The sequence below is a fragment of the Sedimentitalea arenosa genome, from assembly GCF_016428585.1.
Taxonomy (GTDB): Bacteria; Pseudomonadota; Alphaproteobacteria; order Rhodobacterales; family Rhodobacteraceae; genus Sedimentitalea; species Sedimentitalea arenosa.
The window spans coordinates 182,929-199,684 of record NZ_JAELVR010000010.1; the positions used below are offsets into that span (position 1 = coordinate 182,929).

Consider the following 16,756-nt stretch of genomic DNA (forward strand, 5'->3'; position numbering starts at 1 on the left):
CCTGATATCGCGTTAGGCAAATATCATCGAAGACAGTTTTCGCCGTCCGTTCAGAACCACCGGATCGTTGGGCTTGAGAGCATCGAAAATGGTGAACAGCTGCGCCTTGGCGGCGCCGTCATTCCATTCGCGGTCGCGGCTGAAAATCTCCAGCAACTGGTCGACAGCCTCCTGCACCTTTCCCGAAGCATGCAGCGCCAGCGCGAGATCGAACCGGGCCTGAAGATCGGAGGGGTCGGCCTCGACAGCGGCCATCAGGTCGGCCACCGGGCCAGCGTCAGCCGCCTGTCGCGCCAGTTCCAGCTGCGCATGCGCCGCTTCCAGTTCGGCGCTACTGGAAATCTCGGCCGGGGCACCATTGAGGATCGCTTCGGCCTGGTCGAGATCATCCATCGCGATATGGGCCCGCACCAGACCGCCATAGGCGCCGGCATGGTTGGGGTCTTCGGCGAGGATCGCTGCGAAGGTCTGGGCCGCATCGACAGCGGCACCGTCCGTCAGCATCTCTTCGGCCGCCGCGACGGCGTCATTCAACGTGTCGGTCGGCGATTCGCCACCGGCGGCAGCGATCACCCGATCGATGAACGCCTTGACCTCGGAAGCGGGCAGCGCGCCCTGAAAGCCGTCAATGGGTTGGCCCTTGTGGAAGGCATAGACCGTCGGAATCGACTGGATCTGCAACTGGCCTGCAATCGTCTGGGCCTGGTCCACGTTGACCTTGACCATCTTGACCGCACCCTTTGCCGCCGTCACGGCCTGCTCCAGCATCGGGCCCAGAGTCTTGCAGGGACCGCACCAGGGCGCCCAGAAATCGACGATGATCGGGGTCGCCTGGGACGCCTCGACCACATCGGCCATGAACGTTGCTTCGGTTGTGTCCTTGATCAGGTCCGCGGGTGTCTCGGCGCCGGTCGACAGTTCAATCATTTTCATCTCTCCTTCGAGCTTGGCCTTCTATATGAAAGCTGTGGCCCGAGAAACCAAGGGGGCAGGAAACCTGCGCCCGATATTCGTTCCGCAACTGCGGCTCACAGATCGAACGTGGCCAGCACAGGGGCGTGGTCGCTGGGTTTTTCCCAGCCGCGCGCGTCGCGCAATACCCGGCTGGAATGCGCCGCGCCCGAGATGTCGGGTGTCGCCCAGACATGATCCAGTCGGCGGCCCTTGTCAGCCGCCGACCAATCACGTGCCCGGTAGGACCACCAGCTGTAAAGCGGTCCCTCGGGGATGTCCTGCCGGGTGACATCGACCCAGCCGCCCGCGTCCTGCGTTTCGGCGAGGTGCTCGACCTCGATGGGCGTGTGGCTCACCACCTTCAGGAGTTGCTTGTGACTCCAAACGTCATCTTCTCGCGGCGCGATGTTCAGGTCGCCCACCAGAATCGCCTTTTCCGGCCGCTCACCATGGAACCGGTCGCGCATCGCAGTGAGATAGTCGAGCTTCTGGCCAAATTTCTCGTTCGCCTCGCGGTCGGGCACATCGCCGCCCGCCGGAACGTAGAAATTGTGAATGGTGACTCCATTCTCGAGCTGCCCGGCGATGTGGCGCGCATGGCCGAGCCCGGCGAAATCCTCCGATCCGACCTCGGTGATCGGCAGCCGCGACAGTATCGCGACGCCATTGTAGCCCTTCTGCCCGCGCGCGATCATATGCCGGTAGCCAAGCGCGGCGAATCCTTCGGTCGGAATCTTCTCGACCGGCGACTTGCACTCCTGCAGGCAGAGCACGTCCGGCGCCTCTTCCTGCAACAGTTTCAGCACGATGGGTTCGCGCAGCCGCACGGAATTGATGTTCCAGGTGGCAAGGGAAAAGGTCATGCGCGTATGGCTCCGATTTGAGATCGCACAAACCTATCTGCGCCCCGGCGCGGCCTCAACCCGACGCTCATACAAAAAAAGACCGGGCACAATGGCCCGGTCCAGTCCAACAGGGAGGTGTATGTCATGACCCGGACATACGCGGGTTGAGTTATGTCTAAAGACGCATCGAGAATGGCGCTTTGATCTGAATCAACTTTTTCAACCGTAACGTGTGCGACTTAACATGTAAATGACCGACTTACGCCACCAGCCGATATCCGCCTGATTCCGTCACCAGCAAGCGCGCGTTCGACGGGTCCGGTTCGATCTTCTGGCGCAGGCGATAGATGTGGGTTTCAAGCGTGTGGGTCGTAACACCTGCATTGTAGCCCCAAACCTCGTGCAGCAGCACGTCGCGCGCCACCACGCCGTCGGTCGAGCGGTAGAGGAACTTGAGGATGTTGGTTTCCTTCTCGGTGAGTCGGATCTTGCGGTCATCCTCGGTGATCAACATCTTCATCGACGGCTTGAAAGTGTAGGGCCCGAGCGTAAAGACGGCATCCTCGGACTGTTCATGCTGGCGCAGTTGGGCACGGATTCGCGCCAGAAGTACCGGGAACTTGAACGGCTTGGTCACATAGTCATTGGCCCCGGCATCCAGACCCAGGATCGTATCGGCATCGCTGTCATGGCCGGTCAGCATCAGGATCGGTGCCTTGACCCCCTGCTTGCGCATCAGACGGCAAAGCTCGCGTCCGTCCGTGTCAGGCAGGCCCACGTCCAGAATGATGAGATCGTAGAGCGCCTCTTTCGCGCGCTCCATCGCGCCCTGCCCGTCGCCGGCTTCGAACACGTCGAAATCCTCGGTCATCAGCAGTTGCTCGCTGAGCGCCTCGCGCAGGTCCTCGTCATCGTCCACCAGTAGCAGTTTCTTCAATTGAGCCATGCCGAACCTCCTGTCTTTCGATATCGAAATGTGCGCCGACACGCGCCGCGGCAAGAAATGCTGCACCGGTTCACGCTGTCGTGTCCGCCAAGGGGGAATTGTTTCACATTCCGGCGATCTGCGCTTAGGTAATGGGCGACATTTGACAGGACCCTCCGCCATGAGCCTCGCGCCCGATATCTCCGAACTGATCGCCCGCGCCCGGGCAGACCTGCGCATGGGTCTGCCAGTGGTGATCCGCGCGGGCGAGCGCGCGATAATTACCTGTGCCGCCGAAACGGTGACCGAGGATCGGCTGCGCGATCTGCGCGCCTTGGACGAAACACCGGTCGTGACGATCACCGCGCGGCGGGCCCAGACGCTGAAGGCCCGCGCCTACGACGGAGACCTCGCGCGGATCGTCATGCCATCGGATGCCACCCCCGGCTGGCTGCGCTCGGTCGCGGACCCTGCGGACGATTTGCGCGCACCGATGAAGGGGCCGATGACCACGCAACGCGATGGAACGGCCGACCTGCATCGTACCGCGTTGGCGCTCGTCAAGGCTGCGCACCTTCTGCCCGCCGCCGTAGCCGTCCCCTTGGCCGACCCCTCCGCCTTCGTCGCCGCAAATGGCCTGACCGCCATCGACCAGGACGCGGTGAGCGAAATCCTTGGCCGAAACAGCCCCCTGCACGAGGTCGTCAGTGCCCGCTTGCCGATGGAGGTCTCGGAGGCCGGACGTCTGCACGTTTTCCGCCCCGAAGACGGCGGCGAGGAGCACTACGCAATCGAGATCGGCAGGCCCAACCGGGCGGCACCCGTCCTCGCCCGGTTGCATTCCGCCTGTTTCACCGGCGACCTGATGGGCAGCCTGAAATGCGATTGCGGCCCGCAGCTCCGCGCCGCCCTTGCCCAGATGGGAGCCGAGGGCGCGGGCGTTCTGCTCTATCTCAATCAGGAAGGGCGCGGGATCGGCCTTGCCAACAAGATGCGTGCCTACAGCCTGCAGGATCAGGGTTTCGATACGGTCGAGGCGAACCACCGGCTGGGCTTCGAGGATGACGAACGCGACTTTCGCATCGGCTCGGACCTGCTGAAAACACTCGGGTTTTCCGCCGTCCGGCTGCTGACCAACAATCCCGCAAAGATCGCGATGATGGAACAGACCGGCATCCGCGTCGCCGAACGGGTTCCGCTGCGGGTCGGCGAGACCGCGCACAACACCGGCTATCTCGCCACCAAGGCCGCAAAATCCGGTCATCTCCTGTGAATCCGCAGGATCTGGTGCTGACCCGCCGCGGCCTGCGCTGGCGCGGGCAAATCCTTCCCTGCACGATCGGTCGCGGCGGCATCGCTCTACACAAACGCGAAGGCGACGGCGCGACTCCGGCCGGAACGCACCGGGTCACCGGCCTGCTCTACCGAGCCGACAGAATGCCCCGGCCCGCGCCCTGGGCGCGCGCGATCGGGCCGCGCGATCTCTGGTCCGACGATCCCGAAGATCCGGCCTACAACAGGCAGGTTCGCGCCCCGCACGGATACAACCACGAATCCCTGCGCCGTGCCGATCCGCTCTACGACCTCGTGCTGCTGACCGACTGGAACACGGAACCGGCCCGTCCGGGTCACGGATCGGCGATCTTCCTGCACCAGTGGCGCCGGCCCGGCGCCCCCACGGAAGGATGCATCGCCTTCGCGCGCGCAGACATCCGACGGATCGCGACCGCAATCGCTCCCGGCACCCGCCTGATCGTGCCTGCCGCGCCGTTCTGGTCCTGATTGCCCGGGTCTCGGCGGATCAGCCCGTGACCCGTTCACCGAAGATTGCCGAGCCGACCCGCACATGGGTCGCGCCGAGCGCGATGGCGGTCTCGAAATCCCCACTCATTCCCATCGACAGGCCCGTAAGCCCGTTGCGCGCGGCGATTTTGCCCAGCAGCGCGAAATGCAACGCGGGTTCCTCTTCGATCGGCGGGATGCACATCAATCCGCGCACCGGCAGGTCCAGCGCGCGGCACTCGGCCACGAAAGCGTCGGCGTCGGTTGGCAGAACTCCCGCCTTCTGCGGCTCTTCGCCAGTATTGACCTGAATGAAAAGATCGGGACAGGCGCCCCGTTCCTGCGCCAGCCGCGCCAGGGTTTTGGCCAGTTTCGGGCGGTCGAGCGTGTGGATCGCGTCGCACAACTCCACTGCCTGACGCGCCTTGTTTGTCTGGAGCGGGCCGATCAGGTGCAGTTCGATGCCGTCGAACCGCTCGCGGAACTCGGGCCATTTGCCCGCCGCTTCCTGCACCCGGTTCTCGCCGAAGCAGCGATGCCCCTGCTCCAGAACGGCCTCGACACGCTCGTTCGGCTGCACCTTGGACACCGCGATGAGGTGCACGCCTCCGGCGGACCGCCCGGCCTCTGCCTCGGCTTTCGCGATGCGGGTCTTGATATCGTCCAGCGCCATGTCCGCCTCCCGTTTCATCCGGGGGCAGAAGAACACCAGTTGGCGGCAAAAGAAAAGGGCGGGCCCGAAAGGCCCGCCCGAATTTCAGGTCAGGTGGTTCAGCTTAGAAGCTGAAGTACACACCAGCCTGGAACTGCTTCTGGTCCTGACGGCTTGCTGCGGCCAGGTTGTTTTCGGAGTCGACATAACCAGCAACGAAGGTTGCGCCGCCGCCCAGGTCATACTCGTAGTTGATGCCCCAGGAAGTGCCGTCCGAACCCAGATCGACCGGGTTGCCACCAACGGTGACGGTCTTGTTGGAAGACGCATCGGTCACCCAGATCAGCAGGTTGCTGGCTGCGCCGATGTCCATGTTGCCTTCCAGCGACCAGGCTTTGGTCTGGGTGCTTTCACCGTAAGCGATCTTTGCACCGAACTGGCCGAAGTCAGCGCCAGCTGCCAGGAAGTACAGGTCGTTCAGGTCATCGCCACCGACGACGATGCCGTCGCTGGAGTCCTGATATGCACCGGTCACATAGTAGTCACCGAAGCTGTAGGTCGCCATCAGGCCCAGGCGGGATTCGCCGGGAACGGTAACGCCAACAACCGGGTCAAAGCTGGCCAGATCGTCATTGTCTTCGCTGTAGGAGATGTGACCGGTGAAGCCGCCAACGGTGTAGATGGCTTCGACGCCGTTCACGCCCTGACCGTCGGAGCTGTACGCGTCCCAACCGACGTTCTTCAGCACGAGGCTGTTGAAGCCCATGCCGTCGATACCGGTGCCAGCCGAGCGAGTGCCGGTGGTGTAGAGACCGGGTGCGTTTTCAACCGCGCCGATGATGTTGCCGACGTTGACAGCCAGGCCACCGAAGGTCACGCCGAAACGTGCGCCGTTGAAGCCGTTGTCATTCGGACGGGTCACGATCGGCAGGCCGGGGCCGCCGGGGTTCGCCGGGTTCTGCTGCAGAACCAGGTCACCAGCTGCGTCGCGGAGAAGAACGGCGCCGCCATTGCTCTGGGGCGAGTTGTCACGGCTTTCGGCCTGCATGCGAACGCGAGCGTTGAAGCCAACACCACCGTCGGTTTCGGTCGACATGTCAACCTGCAGACGCAGACGCGACGTGATGGTCATGTCCGACACACCGTTGTAGTTGGGGTCGTTCACGTCGGTGGAGTTCAGGTCGTTGTAGTCCAAGCCGAAACGGCCATAGCCGCTCAGGCGAACGTCTGCTGCTGCCATGCTGCCAAGAGCGACCAGCGCAGTCGTTGCGAAGAGAACCTTTTTCATAGTTTTTCCCTCGGTTTTCGAAACATACGCCCAAACCGGGGAATCCGGCGTGGGTATGTCAGGGGTTTCGCTCTTTAGGGGTCGTTTTGGCAAGCGTTCGAAGTCAACCGCCGGCAAAGTCGTCCGAATTGGTGCAGCTTTGCCACAGTGCCCGCGACGTCACCCGGGCAGGAGGCGACGCACCGGGTTTCCGGACTAAAGCCTTGCTCCGCCTTGTATGCTTGGATAGGAAACGAAACAGACCATTTTCGGGATTGGACAATGACGCTGCACATGGCCCTCAGGGTGACACTGGCCGCCGCCACCTGCCTGGCCCTGACCGCCTGCGGAAGCGGGCGCTCCACCACGGGTGCGGGTGTCGATAGCCCGCCGGCGTCGAGCTTTGAAAGCCAGAACCGGGATACCGCCGGTTTCACCAGCGCGGGCGGCTCGACCATCTGGGACATCTTCGGGCCCAGCACGATCGACCAGACTGTCAACGTCAACCGCTACCTCTGGGCCGCCTCGCTCGAGGTGCTGAGTTTCCTGCCGGTCACCACGGTCGATCCCTTCACCGGCGTCATCATCACCGACTATGGCACCCCGCCCGGTGGCGGGCGGTCGTATCGCGCCACGGTCCACATCAAGGATCCGGCGCTGGATGCGCGCTCGCTCAAGCTGGCGTTGCAGACGCGTGGCGGCCCGGTCAGCGCGGCCACCACCCGCGCGGTCGAGGACGCGATCCTGTCGCGGGCCCGCCAGTTGCGCGTGCAGGACAGCCGCATCTAGCGCCCAGCCACCATTCCCTCTATTACAGCGCCGGGTTCATCCCGGCGTTTTCAGTCAAAGGACCGCTTTCATGTCGCGATACTCCGCCGCAGAAATCGAACAGAAATGGCAGCAGGCCTGGGACAAGGCATCGGTCTTCACCGCCAAGCGCGACGCGGCCAAGCCCAAGTACTATGTGCTTGAAATGTTTCCCTATCCCTCCGGCCGTATCCACATGGGGCATGTGCGCAACTACACGATGGGAGACGTGATCGCGCGCTACAAGATCGCCACCGGCCACAGCGTGCTGCACCCGATGGGCTGGGACGCTTTCGGGATGCCGGCCGAGAACGCCGCCATGGCCATCGGCGCCAATCCACGCGACTGGACCTATCAGAACATCGCCGTGATGCGCGACCAGATGAAGCCGCTGGGTCTGTCGATCGACTGGTCCCGCGAATTCGCCACCTGCGATCCCGAGTATTACGGCCAACAGCAGGCGCTGTTCCTCGACATGCTCGAAGCCGGGCTGATCTATCGCAAGAATGCCATGGTCAACTGGGATCCGGTCGACATGACCGTGCTGGCCAACGAACAGGTGATCGACGGCAAGGGCTGGCGCTCGGACGCGCCGGTGGAACGGCGCGAACTGACCCAGTGGTTCTTCAAGATCTCCGACATGGCCGATGAGCTTCTGGCGGCGCTGGACGGGTTGGATGACTGGCCGGCCAAGGTCAAGCTGATGCAGGCCAACTGGATCGGCAAGTCGCGCGGTCTGCAATTCGGCTTTGATCTCACCGCACCGGCGGCGGGCCATGAGCGGATCGAGGTCTACACGACGCGGCCCGACACGCTGATGGGCGCCTCCTTCGTCGGCATCTCTGCCGATCACCCATTGTCAAAGGAGTTGGAAGCGGACAATCCCGAGCTTGCGGCCTTCAACGCCCAGGTGCGCAAGACCGGCACATCGGAAGAGGCGATCGAGAAGGCCGAAAAGCTGGGGTTCGACACCGGGTTGCGTGTGCGCCATCCGCTGAACCCCGACTGGGAACTGCCGGTCTGGGTCGCCAATTTCATCCTGATGGACTACGGCACCGGCGCGATCTTTGCCTGCCCGGCGCATGACCAGCGCGACCTCGATTTCTGCCGCAAATACGACCTGCCGGTGATCGACACCTTCCTCGCTCTGGACGACCCGCAGCCGGTGACGGATGAAGCCTTCGTGCCGCCGAAAACCGAAATGGTGCAGTGGATCGACCATTTTGCCGGGCTCGACAAGGCCACGGGCGACGAAGCCATCGACGCCACCATCGCCTTCGCCGAACAGGCCGGATGGGGCAAGGGCGTGACAAAGTTTCGCCTGCGCGACTGGGGCCTGTCGCGCCAGCGGTTCTGGGGCGCGCCGATCCCGGTGGTGCATTGCGACGCCTGCGGTGTCGTGCCCGAGAAGAAAGAGAACCTGCCGGTGCGCCTGCCGGATGACCCAAGCTTTGCCAAGCCGGGCAACCCTCTCGATCACCACCCGACCTGGCGTGACTGCGCCTGCCCGGCCTGCGGCGCACAGGCGAAGCGCGAAACCGATACGATGGACACTTTCGTCGACAGCTCCTGGTATTTCGCCCGCTTCACCGCACCCGATGCCGATACGCCGACACGGGCGGAAGATGCCGACTACTGGATGAATGTCGATCAATACATCGGCGGCATCGAGCACGCGATCCTGCACCTCTTGTATTCGCGGTTCTTCGCGCGGGCGATGCACCTGACTGGCCACCTGCCGAAAAAGGCGATCGAACCCTTCGACGCCTTGTTCACGCAAGGTATGGTGACGCACGAAATCTACGTCACCCGAGACGAACGCGACCGCCCGGTGTACCACCTGCCCGAGGATATCGAGTGGACAGAAAGCGGTGCCAAGCTGGGCGCGACTGGGGAACCCGTCGAGGTGATCCCGTCCGCCAAGATGTCCAAATCCAAGAAGAACGTCGTCGACCCGGTCAATATCATCGACGCCTTCGGGGCGGATACGGCGCGTTGGTTCGTACTGTCCGACAGCCCGCCCGAACGTGACGTGGAATGGACCGCGGCGGGTGCGGAGGCAGCGCACAAGTTCCTCAGCCGGGTCTGGCGCATGGCGCGCGAGTTGGCCGATCAGCGCGATGCAGGTCTGGGCGAGATCGACCGCACGCTGCAGGACCTGATGGACGATTACCAGCTGGGGGTGAACCCGCTGGACGACGAACTGGTGCGCGCCACGCACCGCGCGGTCGACGATGTCACCAAGGGTATCGAAAGCTTCGGCTTTAACGCCGCCATCGCCAAGCTCTATGGCTTCGTGAACACCATCGCCAAGTCGCAGGCCTCGGCGCGTACGCGCTGGACGGCGATGCGCACCCTGGCGCAGCTGATGTCGCCGATGACCCCGCACTTGTCGGAGGAAATCTGGGCGATCCTCGGCGGTCCCGAGCTGGTCGTGCGCGAGACGTGGCCGGTTGCCGACCCGGCGATGCTGCAGGACGACACCGTCACCCTGCCGATCCAGATCAATGGAAAGCGCCGCGCGGAAATCAGCGTGCCGCAAGATATGCCCAAGAGCGAGGTGGAACAGCAGGTGCTGGCCGTTGCAGCCGTGCAAAAGGCGCTGGACGGAGCGACGCCCAAGAAGGTGATCGTGGTGCCCGGACGAATCGTCAATGTCGTCATTTGACCGGCGCGCCGTTCTACTGATGCCCTTGGCGCTGGCCGCCTGTGGCTTCCAGCCGGTCTATGGACCGGGCGGAACGGCGGGCGCGCTCTATGGCAAGGTCCGCGTGGATGCCCCTGACGGCATCAACACCTACCTGCTGGTGCGACGGCTCGAAGAACAGCTGGGTCGCTCCGGCGACCCGACCTACCGGCTATCGATGGTTCTGGCGACGTCGATTCAGGGCCAGGCGATCACCGCCGAGGGCGACATCACTTTCTTCAGCATCGTCGGCCGGATCGACTATGAATTGCGCGACATCGCTTCGGACCGCGTCTTGACCACCGGTCAGGTCGACAATTTCGCGGGCTATTCGGCAACCGGCGACACGGTCGAAACGCTCGCAGCCCAACGCAACGCGCGGGAACGGCTGATGGTCATCCTGGCCGACCAGGTGGCGCGGGCACTCTACGTGGATCCGAAGCTCGCAACATGAAGCTCTCGACCCGCGACGCCCAGGCCTATTTCGCCAAGCCCGATCCCGAACGCGGCGGTGTTCTGATCTATGGCGCTGACGCGATGCGCGTGGCGATGAAGCGCCAGCAGATGCTGGCCGCACTTCTGGGGCCCGCTGCCGAAGAGGAAATGCGCCTGACCCGGATGCAGGGCGCCGAGTTGCGCAGCGACCCGGCCCAGCTTCTGGATGCGGTCAAGGCCGTCGGCTTCTTTCCCGGCCCGCGCGCCGTTTTCGTCGAGGAGGCGGGCGACGGTATCGCCGAGGCGGCGCAGAGAGCGCTCGAGGATTGGCGCACCGGGGATGCGCAGATCGTCGTGACCGCAGGCGCTCTCAAGAAAACGTCGAAACTGCGCAAGTTGTTCGAGAGCCATCGTAATGCACTGGCGGTTGGGCTGTATGACGACCCGCCCGGTCGCGCCGAGATCGAGCGCGCTCTGGCCGAGGCCGGGATGCGGGACATCCCGTCCGACAGCATGGCGGCGCTGACTGAACTGGCCAGCGCGATCGGCCCCGGTGACTTCGCTCAGACGCTCGAAAAGCTGGCGCTGTACAAGCGCGGCGACACCACGCCTCTGTCGCCCGAGGATATCGCCGCCTGTGCACCGCAATCGACCGAGGCCGCGCTCGACGACGTCCTGAACGCAGTGGCCGACGCCCAGAGCGGCCGGATCGGACCGCTGATCCGCCGGTTGCAGTCGCAAGGCACCACCGCAGTGTCGCTCTGCATCGGCGCGACCCGCCACTTCCGCACGCTCTACGCGGTTGCTTCCGATCCCGGTGGCGCGGCGGCCGGTGCAGGCCGGCTGCGTCCCCCGCTCTTTGGCGCGCGCCGCGATCAAGTGGTTCGCCAGGCGCAGGCCTGGGGGGCGGACAAGCTGCAAGTGGCGCTGACCCTGCTGACCGATACCGACCTGCACCTCCGGTCGGGCGGGCAGACCGCTCCGGCAATGGCGATGATCGAACGCACGCTTATTCGCCTCGCCCGCCTGCGCGATTCCCGCTGATCCGGGGTTGACGGCACGGCCCGGACGGTCACCTTGGCGACGACACATCCCATGCAGGAGCACTTCATGTACAAGGTCTATGGCAGCGTCACCAGCCGTGCGTTCCGCGTTCTCTGGTTGCTGGAGGAGTTGGGCGAACCGTACGAGTTCATCAAGGCAGGACCACGCAGCGATGCCGTCACCGCGCTGAACCCGTCGGGCAAGATCCCGGTGCTGCAGGTCGGCGACGATATCATTCCCGATTCGACCGCGATAATGACCTATCTCGCCGACAAGCACGGCAAGTTCACCTATCCCGCCGGCAGTGTCGCACGTGCACAGCAGGACGCGCTGACCCACGCGGTGCTGGACGAGCTTGACGCCGTCCTCTGGACCGCGGCGCGGCACGGCTTCATCCTGCCCGAGGAACAGCGCGTTCCCGCGGTGAAGCCCAGCTTGATGTGGGAATTCGCACGCAATCTCGACCGTCTGGCCGATCGCATGGTGGGCCCGTTTCTGCAGGGCGAACAGATGACGATCGCCGATATCATCGCCACTCATTGCCTGAACTGGGCGATTGGCGCGAAATTCCCCGTCGAGAACGAGAAACTGTCGGATTACGCCAAGTCGATGCGTGCGCGCGACGCGTTCAAACGCGTACGGGCGCTCGACGGAGACTGATCCGACAGGGCGCGGCGGGCTGCAGCCTGCCCCGCCCACCGCCCCGTGGCGAAACAGGCGGTCAAAAGATAACCGCCGGTCGGTGCCTCCCAGTCGAGCAACTCGCCCGCGCAGTAGACACCCGGCATCGTGCGCAACATCAGACCGTCGTCCAGGGCCTCCTGCCGGACACCACCCGCGGTCGAAATCGCCTCGTCGATCGGGCGCAATCCGTTGTGGCGGATCGGCAGTGCCTTGATCATTGCCGCAAGCGGGATCGGGTCCGAGGGCAGGGGCCGTCCGAACTCCTGCAGCAACGCCATTTGCGCCGGAGAAAGGCGCAACTGCCGGCGCAGGTGGTTCGACCAACTCGCCTTCCCGCGCGGCCGCGACAGCCGGCGCAAGAGCTCTTCGGGGGCAAGATCTGGCAACAAGTCGATGGACAACTCCGCCCCCTGCCGCACCGCCTTGCTGATCGCATAGACCCCGCCGCCCTCCAGCCCTCGGGCCGATATCACCGCCTCGCCGCGCGACCGCGATGCCCCAGCCATCAGCGCGATCCCCTTGAGCGGCGTGCCGAGCATCGGCGCCATGTGATCCGACCAATCGATCCGTATCCCGGCATTGGCGGCAGCAAACGGGGCGAGGGCGACGCCCCTTTCGGCCAACAGGGCCGCCCATGCCCCGTCAGAGCCGAGCCGCGTCCAGCTCGCCCCACCGAGGGCAAGCACGGTGACGTCCGCAACCCGCGTGACATTCCCCTCTGGGGTTGAAAAGCGAAGACCGCCGTCCTCGTCCCAGCCGACCCAGCGCCATCGGGTCTGCCGCGTGACACCCAGATCATCCAGCCGTGCGAGCCAGGCCCGAAGCAACGGTGACGCCTTCATCGCGGTCGGAAAGACGCGCCCGGTGCTGCCAGTGAACAGCTCTTGCCCCAGGTCGCGCGCCCAATCCTGCACCTCTGCCGCACCGAACGCGGACAGCATCGGGGCCAGCCAGGACGCCGCGTCTTCATAGGCGGCCAGAAAGGTTTCGGGCGGCTCATCCTTGGTCAGGTTCAGCCCCGATTTTCCCGCCATCAGGAACTTGCGTCCCGGCGACGGTTTGGCTTCGGCCAATGTCACAGCGCACCCCGCGCGGACCAGCTCTTCGGCCGCCATCAATCCCGCCGGTCCGCCGCCGATGACGAACGCTTGCGGGGCTTTCCGCTCGGTTTTCATCGGCTATACGTACTCCATGCGCGATCTCGACTGTTTCGGCCCAAAGGCATGACCGACGCTCCGGCTCCGATCTGCCCGCTCTGCCTGCGCCCGATCCCGCCGGGCGTTCCCCAAAGCCTGCATCATCTGGTCCCGAAACTCAAAGGCGGCAAGGGCGGGCCGACCGTTCTGCTGCATCACATCTGCCACCGCGAGATTCACGCCACCCTGACCGAGGCCGAGTTGGCGCGAAACTATCACACGATTGCCGCGCTGCGCGCCCATCCGAGGCTCGCGAGGTTCGTCGACTGGGTGGCCAAGCGCCCAACCGACTTCCAGTCGAAGATCCCGGGCAAGCGTCGGAAACGCTGAAGACGCGCCGCCAAGACACCCGCTTAGCATCCCGGCCGCAGCCGATCGCCCGATGCCTTACGCCTTGAAAAAGGCGGCGATTCCGCTGGCGATCTCCGGCTTGGCCGCAAGCGAATCCGCCGTCAGGGCGCGCGCCTCGTCGCGCAGACCCTCAACCGGCACGATCCGGTCGATCAAGCCGAAACCCAGCGCCTCCTCGGCCGTCAGTTTCTGCCCGGCCATCAGGATCAGCTTGGCCCGCGCGGGTCCCACGAGGGCCATCAGCCGGGCGGGATCGGACGGCTGCGGCAGGAACCCATGCTTCATCACCGGATAGAAGAACTTCGCACCCGGCACCGCGATCCGCAGATCGCAGGCCAACGCCATGCCCATCGCACCCCCGGCAAGCGTCCCGTTCAAGGCCGCGACGGTCAGGCAGGGCATCCGCGCAATCGCACCCGACAGCCGTTCCCAGAGCGGCGATACCGCAAGCCCCGCCCGCGCCTCGTCAAGATCGGCGCCAGCACTGAACACCTTGCCCGCACCGGACAGGATCAGCGCCCGCGCCTCCTCGGCGCTCTCGGCGATCTCGACGAGGTCGCCCAGCATCGCGCCGGTCAGGGAATTGGCCTTGTCGGGCCGGTTGATCGTGACGGTCCAGAGCCCGTCCGCCTTGTCGAGCTCGATCATTCGAGGCCGATCCGCGTGCGGATTTCCGGCTCACGCAGCGAGATCTCGGTTCCGACGAACTCATCCGCATCGGGCGAACACATCCACAGCAGCGCGCGCGCGGGCCAGTCGGCGGGAATGTGATCCTCCCACGCCAGCTGGCTGACCGGGTTGATGCCGCTCGATTTGATCTCGCGCTGCATCTGGGTCGCCACGGTACCGGGCGATAAGCCCATTGCGCGGATACCTTTCATCCTCGTCTCACCATGCAGGCAAGCGGTCAGCATCGCCGCGCCGGCCTTGGACGCACAATAATGGCTCCAGGCCTCGATCGGGTGATGCGCAGCGCCCGAACTGACCGTGATGATGGTTCCACCGCCCGCGCCGGCCATCACCGGAAGCGCCGCGCGCATCCCGTGGAATACGCCCTTGAGGTTGATGTCGATCGCCTTGCCCCAGTCGGCCGGGTCGGCCTTGGCCATGTGCGAGATCGGCTCGATCACGCCGGCATTGTTGATCAGCACGTCCAGACCGCCGAACCGGTCGATACAGGTCTGCACCGCGTCTGCCATCTGTGCGTAGTCGGCCACATCGCAGGCCTTGCCGAAGGCGTGCACGCCAAGATCGTTCGCCAATGCCTCGACCTTGTTGGCGCTGCGCGCCAATAATCCCACATTCGCGCCCGCCATCGCGAAAACACGCGCCGCTTCGGCCCCGATTCCGCGACTCGCGCCGGTGATCAGCACGGTCTTTCCTGTCATGTCCATCAGCTGTCCTCCGCTGCCATCCTGAAGCATGGTCGTAATGCTGTGAATTGAACAGGTCCACCCCTTGACGCCCGACAGGCGAAGCACGACCATGCGCCGAACGTTTGCCAGGAAGGGTTGATTATGACCACCTCACTCACGCGCGGCCTTGGTGCCGCGTTTGCATTTGCAGCCATCGGCGGGACCGCCAGCGCCGATCTGACCGCTCAAGATGTCTGGTCGGATTGGAAGGAGTACCTGTCCTCCGCCGGCTATGCGGTCGATGGCGACGAACGCATGGCGGGCGATGTCCTGACGATCGAAAACCTGTCGGTCACGATGCAGGCACCCGACACCGACGGCACGCTTTCCATCGATCTAGACGGGCTGAGCTTTACCGAGACCGGCGACGGATCGGTGTCGATCACCATGCCTGCGCGTGTTCCGATGACCTTCCGCGGCGAGGCTGATTCCGAAGGACCCGTCACCGGCGTCCTCACCTATTCACAAACCGGCCACGCCCTGGTCGCATCGGGTGATCCGGAAAACCTGCTCTACAGCTACACCGCCGAGACCGCCGCGCTCGACCTCTCTTCGCTCGACGTCGATGGCAAGCCGGTGGCGACCGAGGACGCGCAGATGTCCTTTGCGCTCACCAACATCGTCAGCAGCACCCGGATGACGCTGGGCAGCATACGCGCCTACGCGCAGAGCATGACGGCCGACAGCCTCGAATACGACTTCGCCTTTGAGGACCCGGAGTCCGACGACAACGGCACCTTCAGCGGGCGCCTGGAGCGCATCGGGTTCGACGGCACCGGCGCCATCCCACGTCAGATGAGCCCGGACGACATCAACCAGATGCTGGAGGATGGGTTCGAGGTGGACGGCAGTTTCACCTACGCATCCGGGGCGTCGCGCATCGAAGGCGTCGGCGAGGGACAGGCCTTCGCCTTCACGAGCGCCTCGCAGGGCGGCAGCGTCGGCGTCCGGATGGATGCCGACCAGATTGCCTATGACCTCAAGCAGACCGACACGGCGCTCGGCTTCGTGGGGGGCGAACTGCCCTTTCCGATCGAGATGCAGGCCGCGCAGACCGGTGCCAGCATCGCGATTCCGGTGGGTACATCCGAGGAGCCGCAGGATTTCGCTTTGGGCGTGACCCTGACCGATTTCGTCATGTCCGAAGCGCTGTGGTCGATCTTCGACCCCGCCGCCGCCCTGCCGCGCGATCCCGCAACGCTGGCGCTGGACCTGTCCGGCAAGGCGCGCGTGCTGTTGGACTTTCTCGATCCCGAGGTGGCCGAGCGGCTCGACGAAACCGGCGAGACCCCGGTCGAGCTCGAGCAGGTCACCCTGAACAAGCTGCTGGTCTCGCTGGTCGGGGCCAGCCTTTCGGGCACCGGCGCCTTCAGCTTCGACAACAGCGACCTGACCACTTTCGAGGGCATTCCGCGCCCTACCGGAGCAATCGATCTGCAACTGGTCGGAGGCAATGCCCTGCTGGACAACCTGCTGGCCCTCGGCTTCATCGGTGAAGCCGAAGCAATGACGGCGCGCGGCATGATGGCGGTGCTTGCGCAGCCCGGTGCCGCGCCGGACACGATGAACTCGAAGATCGAGATCACCGAGCAGGGCCATGTTCTGGCGAACGGACAGCGCTTCCGCTAACCCGCCGGTTCGTCGGCCAACCCGCGCCACCCCTTGCAGAGCTACACCGGCAGGGCTACCTCCTGCCGGTGCCGATACACCATC

General features: G+C 64.6%; 17 protein-coding genes. 9 read left to right on the forward strand and 8 right to left on the reverse strand.

The genetic code is table 11. From position 1 onward, the window contains the following. Positions 1-12 precede the first annotated feature (12 nt). The 3 genes from trxA to JF290_RS15240 all read right to left on the reverse strand — a co-directional run bounded on the left by trxA (position 13) and on the right by JF290_RS15240 (position 2,745). Positions 13-927, reverse strand: coding sequence for a thioredoxin (gene trxA, locus JF290_RS15230; protein WP_199025746.1), 915 nt, complete (start codon positions 925-927; stop codon positions 13-15). A 101-nt stretch (positions 928-1,028) separates the two neighbouring features. After that, positions 1,029-1,817, reverse strand: a complete 789-nt coding sequence (locus JF290_RS15235) for an exodeoxyribonuclease III (protein WP_199025747.1) — start codon at positions 1,815-1,817, stop codon at positions 1,029-1,031. A gap of 241 nt (positions 1,818-2,058) precedes the next feature. Next, complete coding sequence (locus tag JF290_RS15240; RefSeq protein WP_199025748.1) at positions 2,059-2,745, reverse strand: response regulator transcription factor; 687 nt, start codon at positions 2,743-2,745, stop codon at positions 2,059-2,061. Positions 2,746-2,905: 160 nt separating this feature from the next. On the opposite strand from JF290_RS15240, the gene ribA reads away from it, so the two are divergent. Together ribA and JF290_RS15250 are read left to right on the forward strand one after the other, a co-directional pair. After that, positions 2,906-3,997: a GTP cyclohydrolase II gene (gene ribA, locus JF290_RS15245; RefSeq protein ID WP_199025749.1), complete on the forward strand. Its 1,092-nt coding sequence runs from the start codon at positions 2,906-2,908 to the stop codon at positions 3,995-3,997. Then, positions 3,994-4,506: a L,D-transpeptidase family protein gene (locus tag JF290_RS15250; protein WP_199025750.1), complete on the forward strand. Its 513-nt coding sequence runs from the start codon at positions 3,994-3,996 to the stop codon at positions 4,504-4,506. Before ribA ends, JF290_RS15250 begins: the two co-directional genes overlap by 4 nt. Positions 4,507-4,525: 19 nt before the next feature. Here JF290_RS15250 and JF290_RS15255 read toward each other — a convergent pair whose 3' ends face one another. Then, positions 4,526-5,179, reverse strand: a complete 654-nt coding sequence (locus JF290_RS15255) for a YggS family pyridoxal phosphate-dependent enzyme (protein WP_199025792.1) — start codon at positions 5,177-5,179, stop codon at positions 4,526-4,528. Between the two features lie 103 nt (positions 5,180-5,282). After that, positions 5,283-6,446: a porin gene (locus tag JF290_RS15260; RefSeq protein WP_199025751.1), complete on the reverse strand. Its 1,164-nt coding sequence runs from the start codon at positions 6,444-6,446 to the stop codon at positions 5,283-5,285. 261 nt (positions 6,447-6,707) lie between these two features. Here JF290_RS15260 and JF290_RS15265 point away from each other — a divergent pair, with 261 nt between their 5' ends. The 5 genes from JF290_RS15265 (at position 6,708) to JF290_RS15285 (ending at position 12,057) form a co-directional block, all read left to right on the forward strand. After that, positions 6,708-7,214 carry a DUF3576 domain-containing protein gene (locus JF290_RS15265; protein ID WP_199025752.1) on the forward strand — a complete coding sequence of 169 codons (507 nt, stop codon included), beginning with the start codon at positions 6,708-6,710 and terminating at the stop codon, positions 7,212-7,214. 70 nt (positions 7,215-7,284) lie between these two features. Then, positions 7,285-9,900: a leucine--tRNA ligase gene (gene leuS, locus JF290_RS15270; protein ID WP_199025753.1), complete on the forward strand. Its 2,616-nt coding sequence runs from the start codon at positions 7,285-7,287 to the stop codon at positions 9,898-9,900. Further along, positions 9,887-10,372, forward strand: a complete 486-nt coding sequence (gene lptE / locus JF290_RS15275) for an LPS assembly lipoprotein LptE (RefSeq protein WP_199025754.1) — start codon at positions 9,887-9,889, stop codon at positions 10,370-10,372. Before leuS ends, lptE begins: the two co-directional genes overlap by 14 nt. Further along, positions 10,369-11,397, forward strand: a complete 1,029-nt coding sequence (gene holA / locus JF290_RS15280) for a DNA polymerase III subunit delta (protein ID WP_199025755.1) — start codon at positions 10,369-10,371, stop codon at positions 11,395-11,397. The genes lptE and holA overlap by 4 nt, the downstream gene beginning before the upstream one ends. A gap of 66 nt (positions 11,398-11,463) precedes the next feature. Continuing rightward, on the forward strand, positions 11,464-12,057 hold the full coding sequence (locus tag JF290_RS15285; protein ID WP_199025793.1) for a glutathione S-transferase family protein: 594 nt from the start codon (positions 11,464-11,466) through the stop codon (positions 12,055-12,057). On the opposite strand, the gene JF290_RS15290 is transcribed toward JF290_RS15285, so the two are convergent. Next, positions 11,994-13,256 carry a TIGR03862 family flavoprotein gene (locus JF290_RS15290; protein WP_199025756.1) on the reverse strand — a complete coding sequence of 421 codons (1,263 nt, stop codon included), beginning with the start codon at positions 13,254-13,256 and terminating at the stop codon, positions 11,994-11,996. The genes JF290_RS15285 and JF290_RS15290 overlap by 64 nt on opposite strands. Before the next feature lie 48 nt (positions 13,257-13,304). Here JF290_RS15290 and JF290_RS15295 point away from each other — a divergent pair, with 48 nt between their 5' ends. Then, positions 13,305-13,607, forward strand: coding sequence for an HNH endonuclease family protein (locus JF290_RS15295; protein ID WP_199025757.1), 303 nt, complete (start codon positions 13,305-13,307; stop codon positions 13,605-13,607). 57 nt (positions 13,608-13,664) lie between these two features. Here JF290_RS15295 and JF290_RS15300 read toward each other — a convergent pair whose 3' ends face one another. Next, the gene (locus JF290_RS15300; protein WP_199025758.1) at positions 13,665-14,276 is read right to left on the reverse strand and encodes an enoyl-CoA hydratase/isomerase family protein; all 612 of its coding nucleotides are present in this window, start codon (positions 14,274-14,276) and stop codon (positions 13,665-13,667) included. Next, positions 14,273-15,022 carry an SDR family oxidoreductase gene (locus JF290_RS15305; protein ID WP_199025759.1) on the reverse strand — a complete coding sequence of 250 codons (750 nt, stop codon included), beginning with the start codon at positions 15,020-15,022 and terminating at the stop codon, positions 14,273-14,275. The genes JF290_RS15300 and JF290_RS15305 overlap by 4 nt, the downstream gene beginning before the upstream one ends. Positions 15,023-15,145: 123 nt before the next feature. On the opposite strand from JF290_RS15305, the gene JF290_RS15310 reads away from it, so the two are divergent. Beyond that, complete coding sequence (locus JF290_RS15310; RefSeq protein ID WP_199025760.1) at positions 15,146-16,672, forward strand: DUF2125 domain-containing protein; 1,527 nt, start codon at positions 15,146-15,148, stop codon at positions 16,670-16,672. The last annotated feature ends 84 nt before the right edge of the window (positions 16,673-16,756 follow it).

What these genes read in the sequence shown, in the direction of transcription:
- JF290_RS15290 (WP_199025756.1), bottom strand. Translation starts at nt 13,256, where the DNA reads ATGAAAACCGAGCGGAAAGCCCCGCAAGCGTTCGTCATCGGCGGCGGA.
- trxA (WP_199025746.1), bottom strand. Translation starts at nt 927, where the DNA reads ATGATTGAACTGTCGACCGGCGCCGAGACACCCGCGGACCTGATCAAG.
- JF290_RS15300 (WP_199025758.1), bottom strand. Translation starts at nt 14,276, where the DNA reads ATGATCGAGCTCGACAAGGCGGACGGGCTCTGGACCGTCACGATCAAC.
- JF290_RS15295 (WP_199025757.1), top strand. Translation starts at nt 13,305, where the DNA reads ATGACCGACGCTCCGGCTCCGATCTGCCCGCTCTGCCTGCGCCCGATC.
- lptE (WP_199025754.1), top strand. Translation starts at nt 9,887, where the DNA reads ATGTCGTCATTTGACCGGCGCGCCGTTCTACTGATGCCCTTGGCGCTG.
- JF290_RS15240 (WP_199025748.1), bottom strand. Translation starts at nt 2,745, where the DNA reads ATGGCTCAATTGAAGAAACTGCTACTGGTGGACGATGACGAGGACCTG.
- JF290_RS15265 (WP_199025752.1), top strand. Translation starts at nt 6,708, where the DNA reads ATGACGCTGCACATGGCCCTCAGGGTGACACTGGCCGCCGCCACCTGC.
- JF290_RS15285 (WP_199025793.1), top strand. Translation starts at nt 11,464, where the DNA reads ATGTACAAGGTCTATGGCAGCGTCACCAGCCGTGCGTTCCGCGTTCTC.
- JF290_RS15235 (WP_199025747.1), bottom strand. Translation starts at nt 1,817, where the DNA reads ATGACCTTTTCCCTTGCCACCTGGAACATCAATTCCGTGCGGCTGCGC.
- JF290_RS15255 (WP_199025792.1), bottom strand. Translation starts at nt 5,179, where the DNA reads ATGGCGCTGGACGATATCAAGACCCGCATCGCGAAAGCCGAGGCAGAG.
- holA (WP_199025755.1), top strand. Translation starts at nt 10,369, where the DNA reads ATGAAGCTCTCGACCCGCGACGCCCAGGCCTATTTCGCCAAGCCCGAT.
- JF290_RS15260 (WP_199025751.1), bottom strand. Translation starts at nt 6,446, where the DNA reads ATGAAAAAGGTTCTCTTCGCAACGACTGCGCTGGTCGCTCTTGGCAGC.
- ribA (WP_199025749.1), top strand. Translation starts at nt 2,906, where the DNA reads ATGAGCCTCGCGCCCGATATCTCCGAACTGATCGCCCGCGCCCGGGCA.
- JF290_RS15310 (WP_199025760.1), top strand. Translation starts at nt 15,146, where the DNA reads ATGACCACCTCACTCACGCGCGGCCTTGGTGCCGCGTTTGCATTTGCA.
- JF290_RS15305 (WP_199025759.1), bottom strand. Translation starts at nt 15,022, where the DNA reads ATGGACATGACAGGAAAGACCGTGCTGATCACCGGCGCGAGTCGCGGA.
- leuS (WP_199025753.1), top strand. Translation starts at nt 7,285, where the DNA reads ATGTCGCGATACTCCGCCGCAGAAATCGAACAGAAATGGCAGCAGGCC.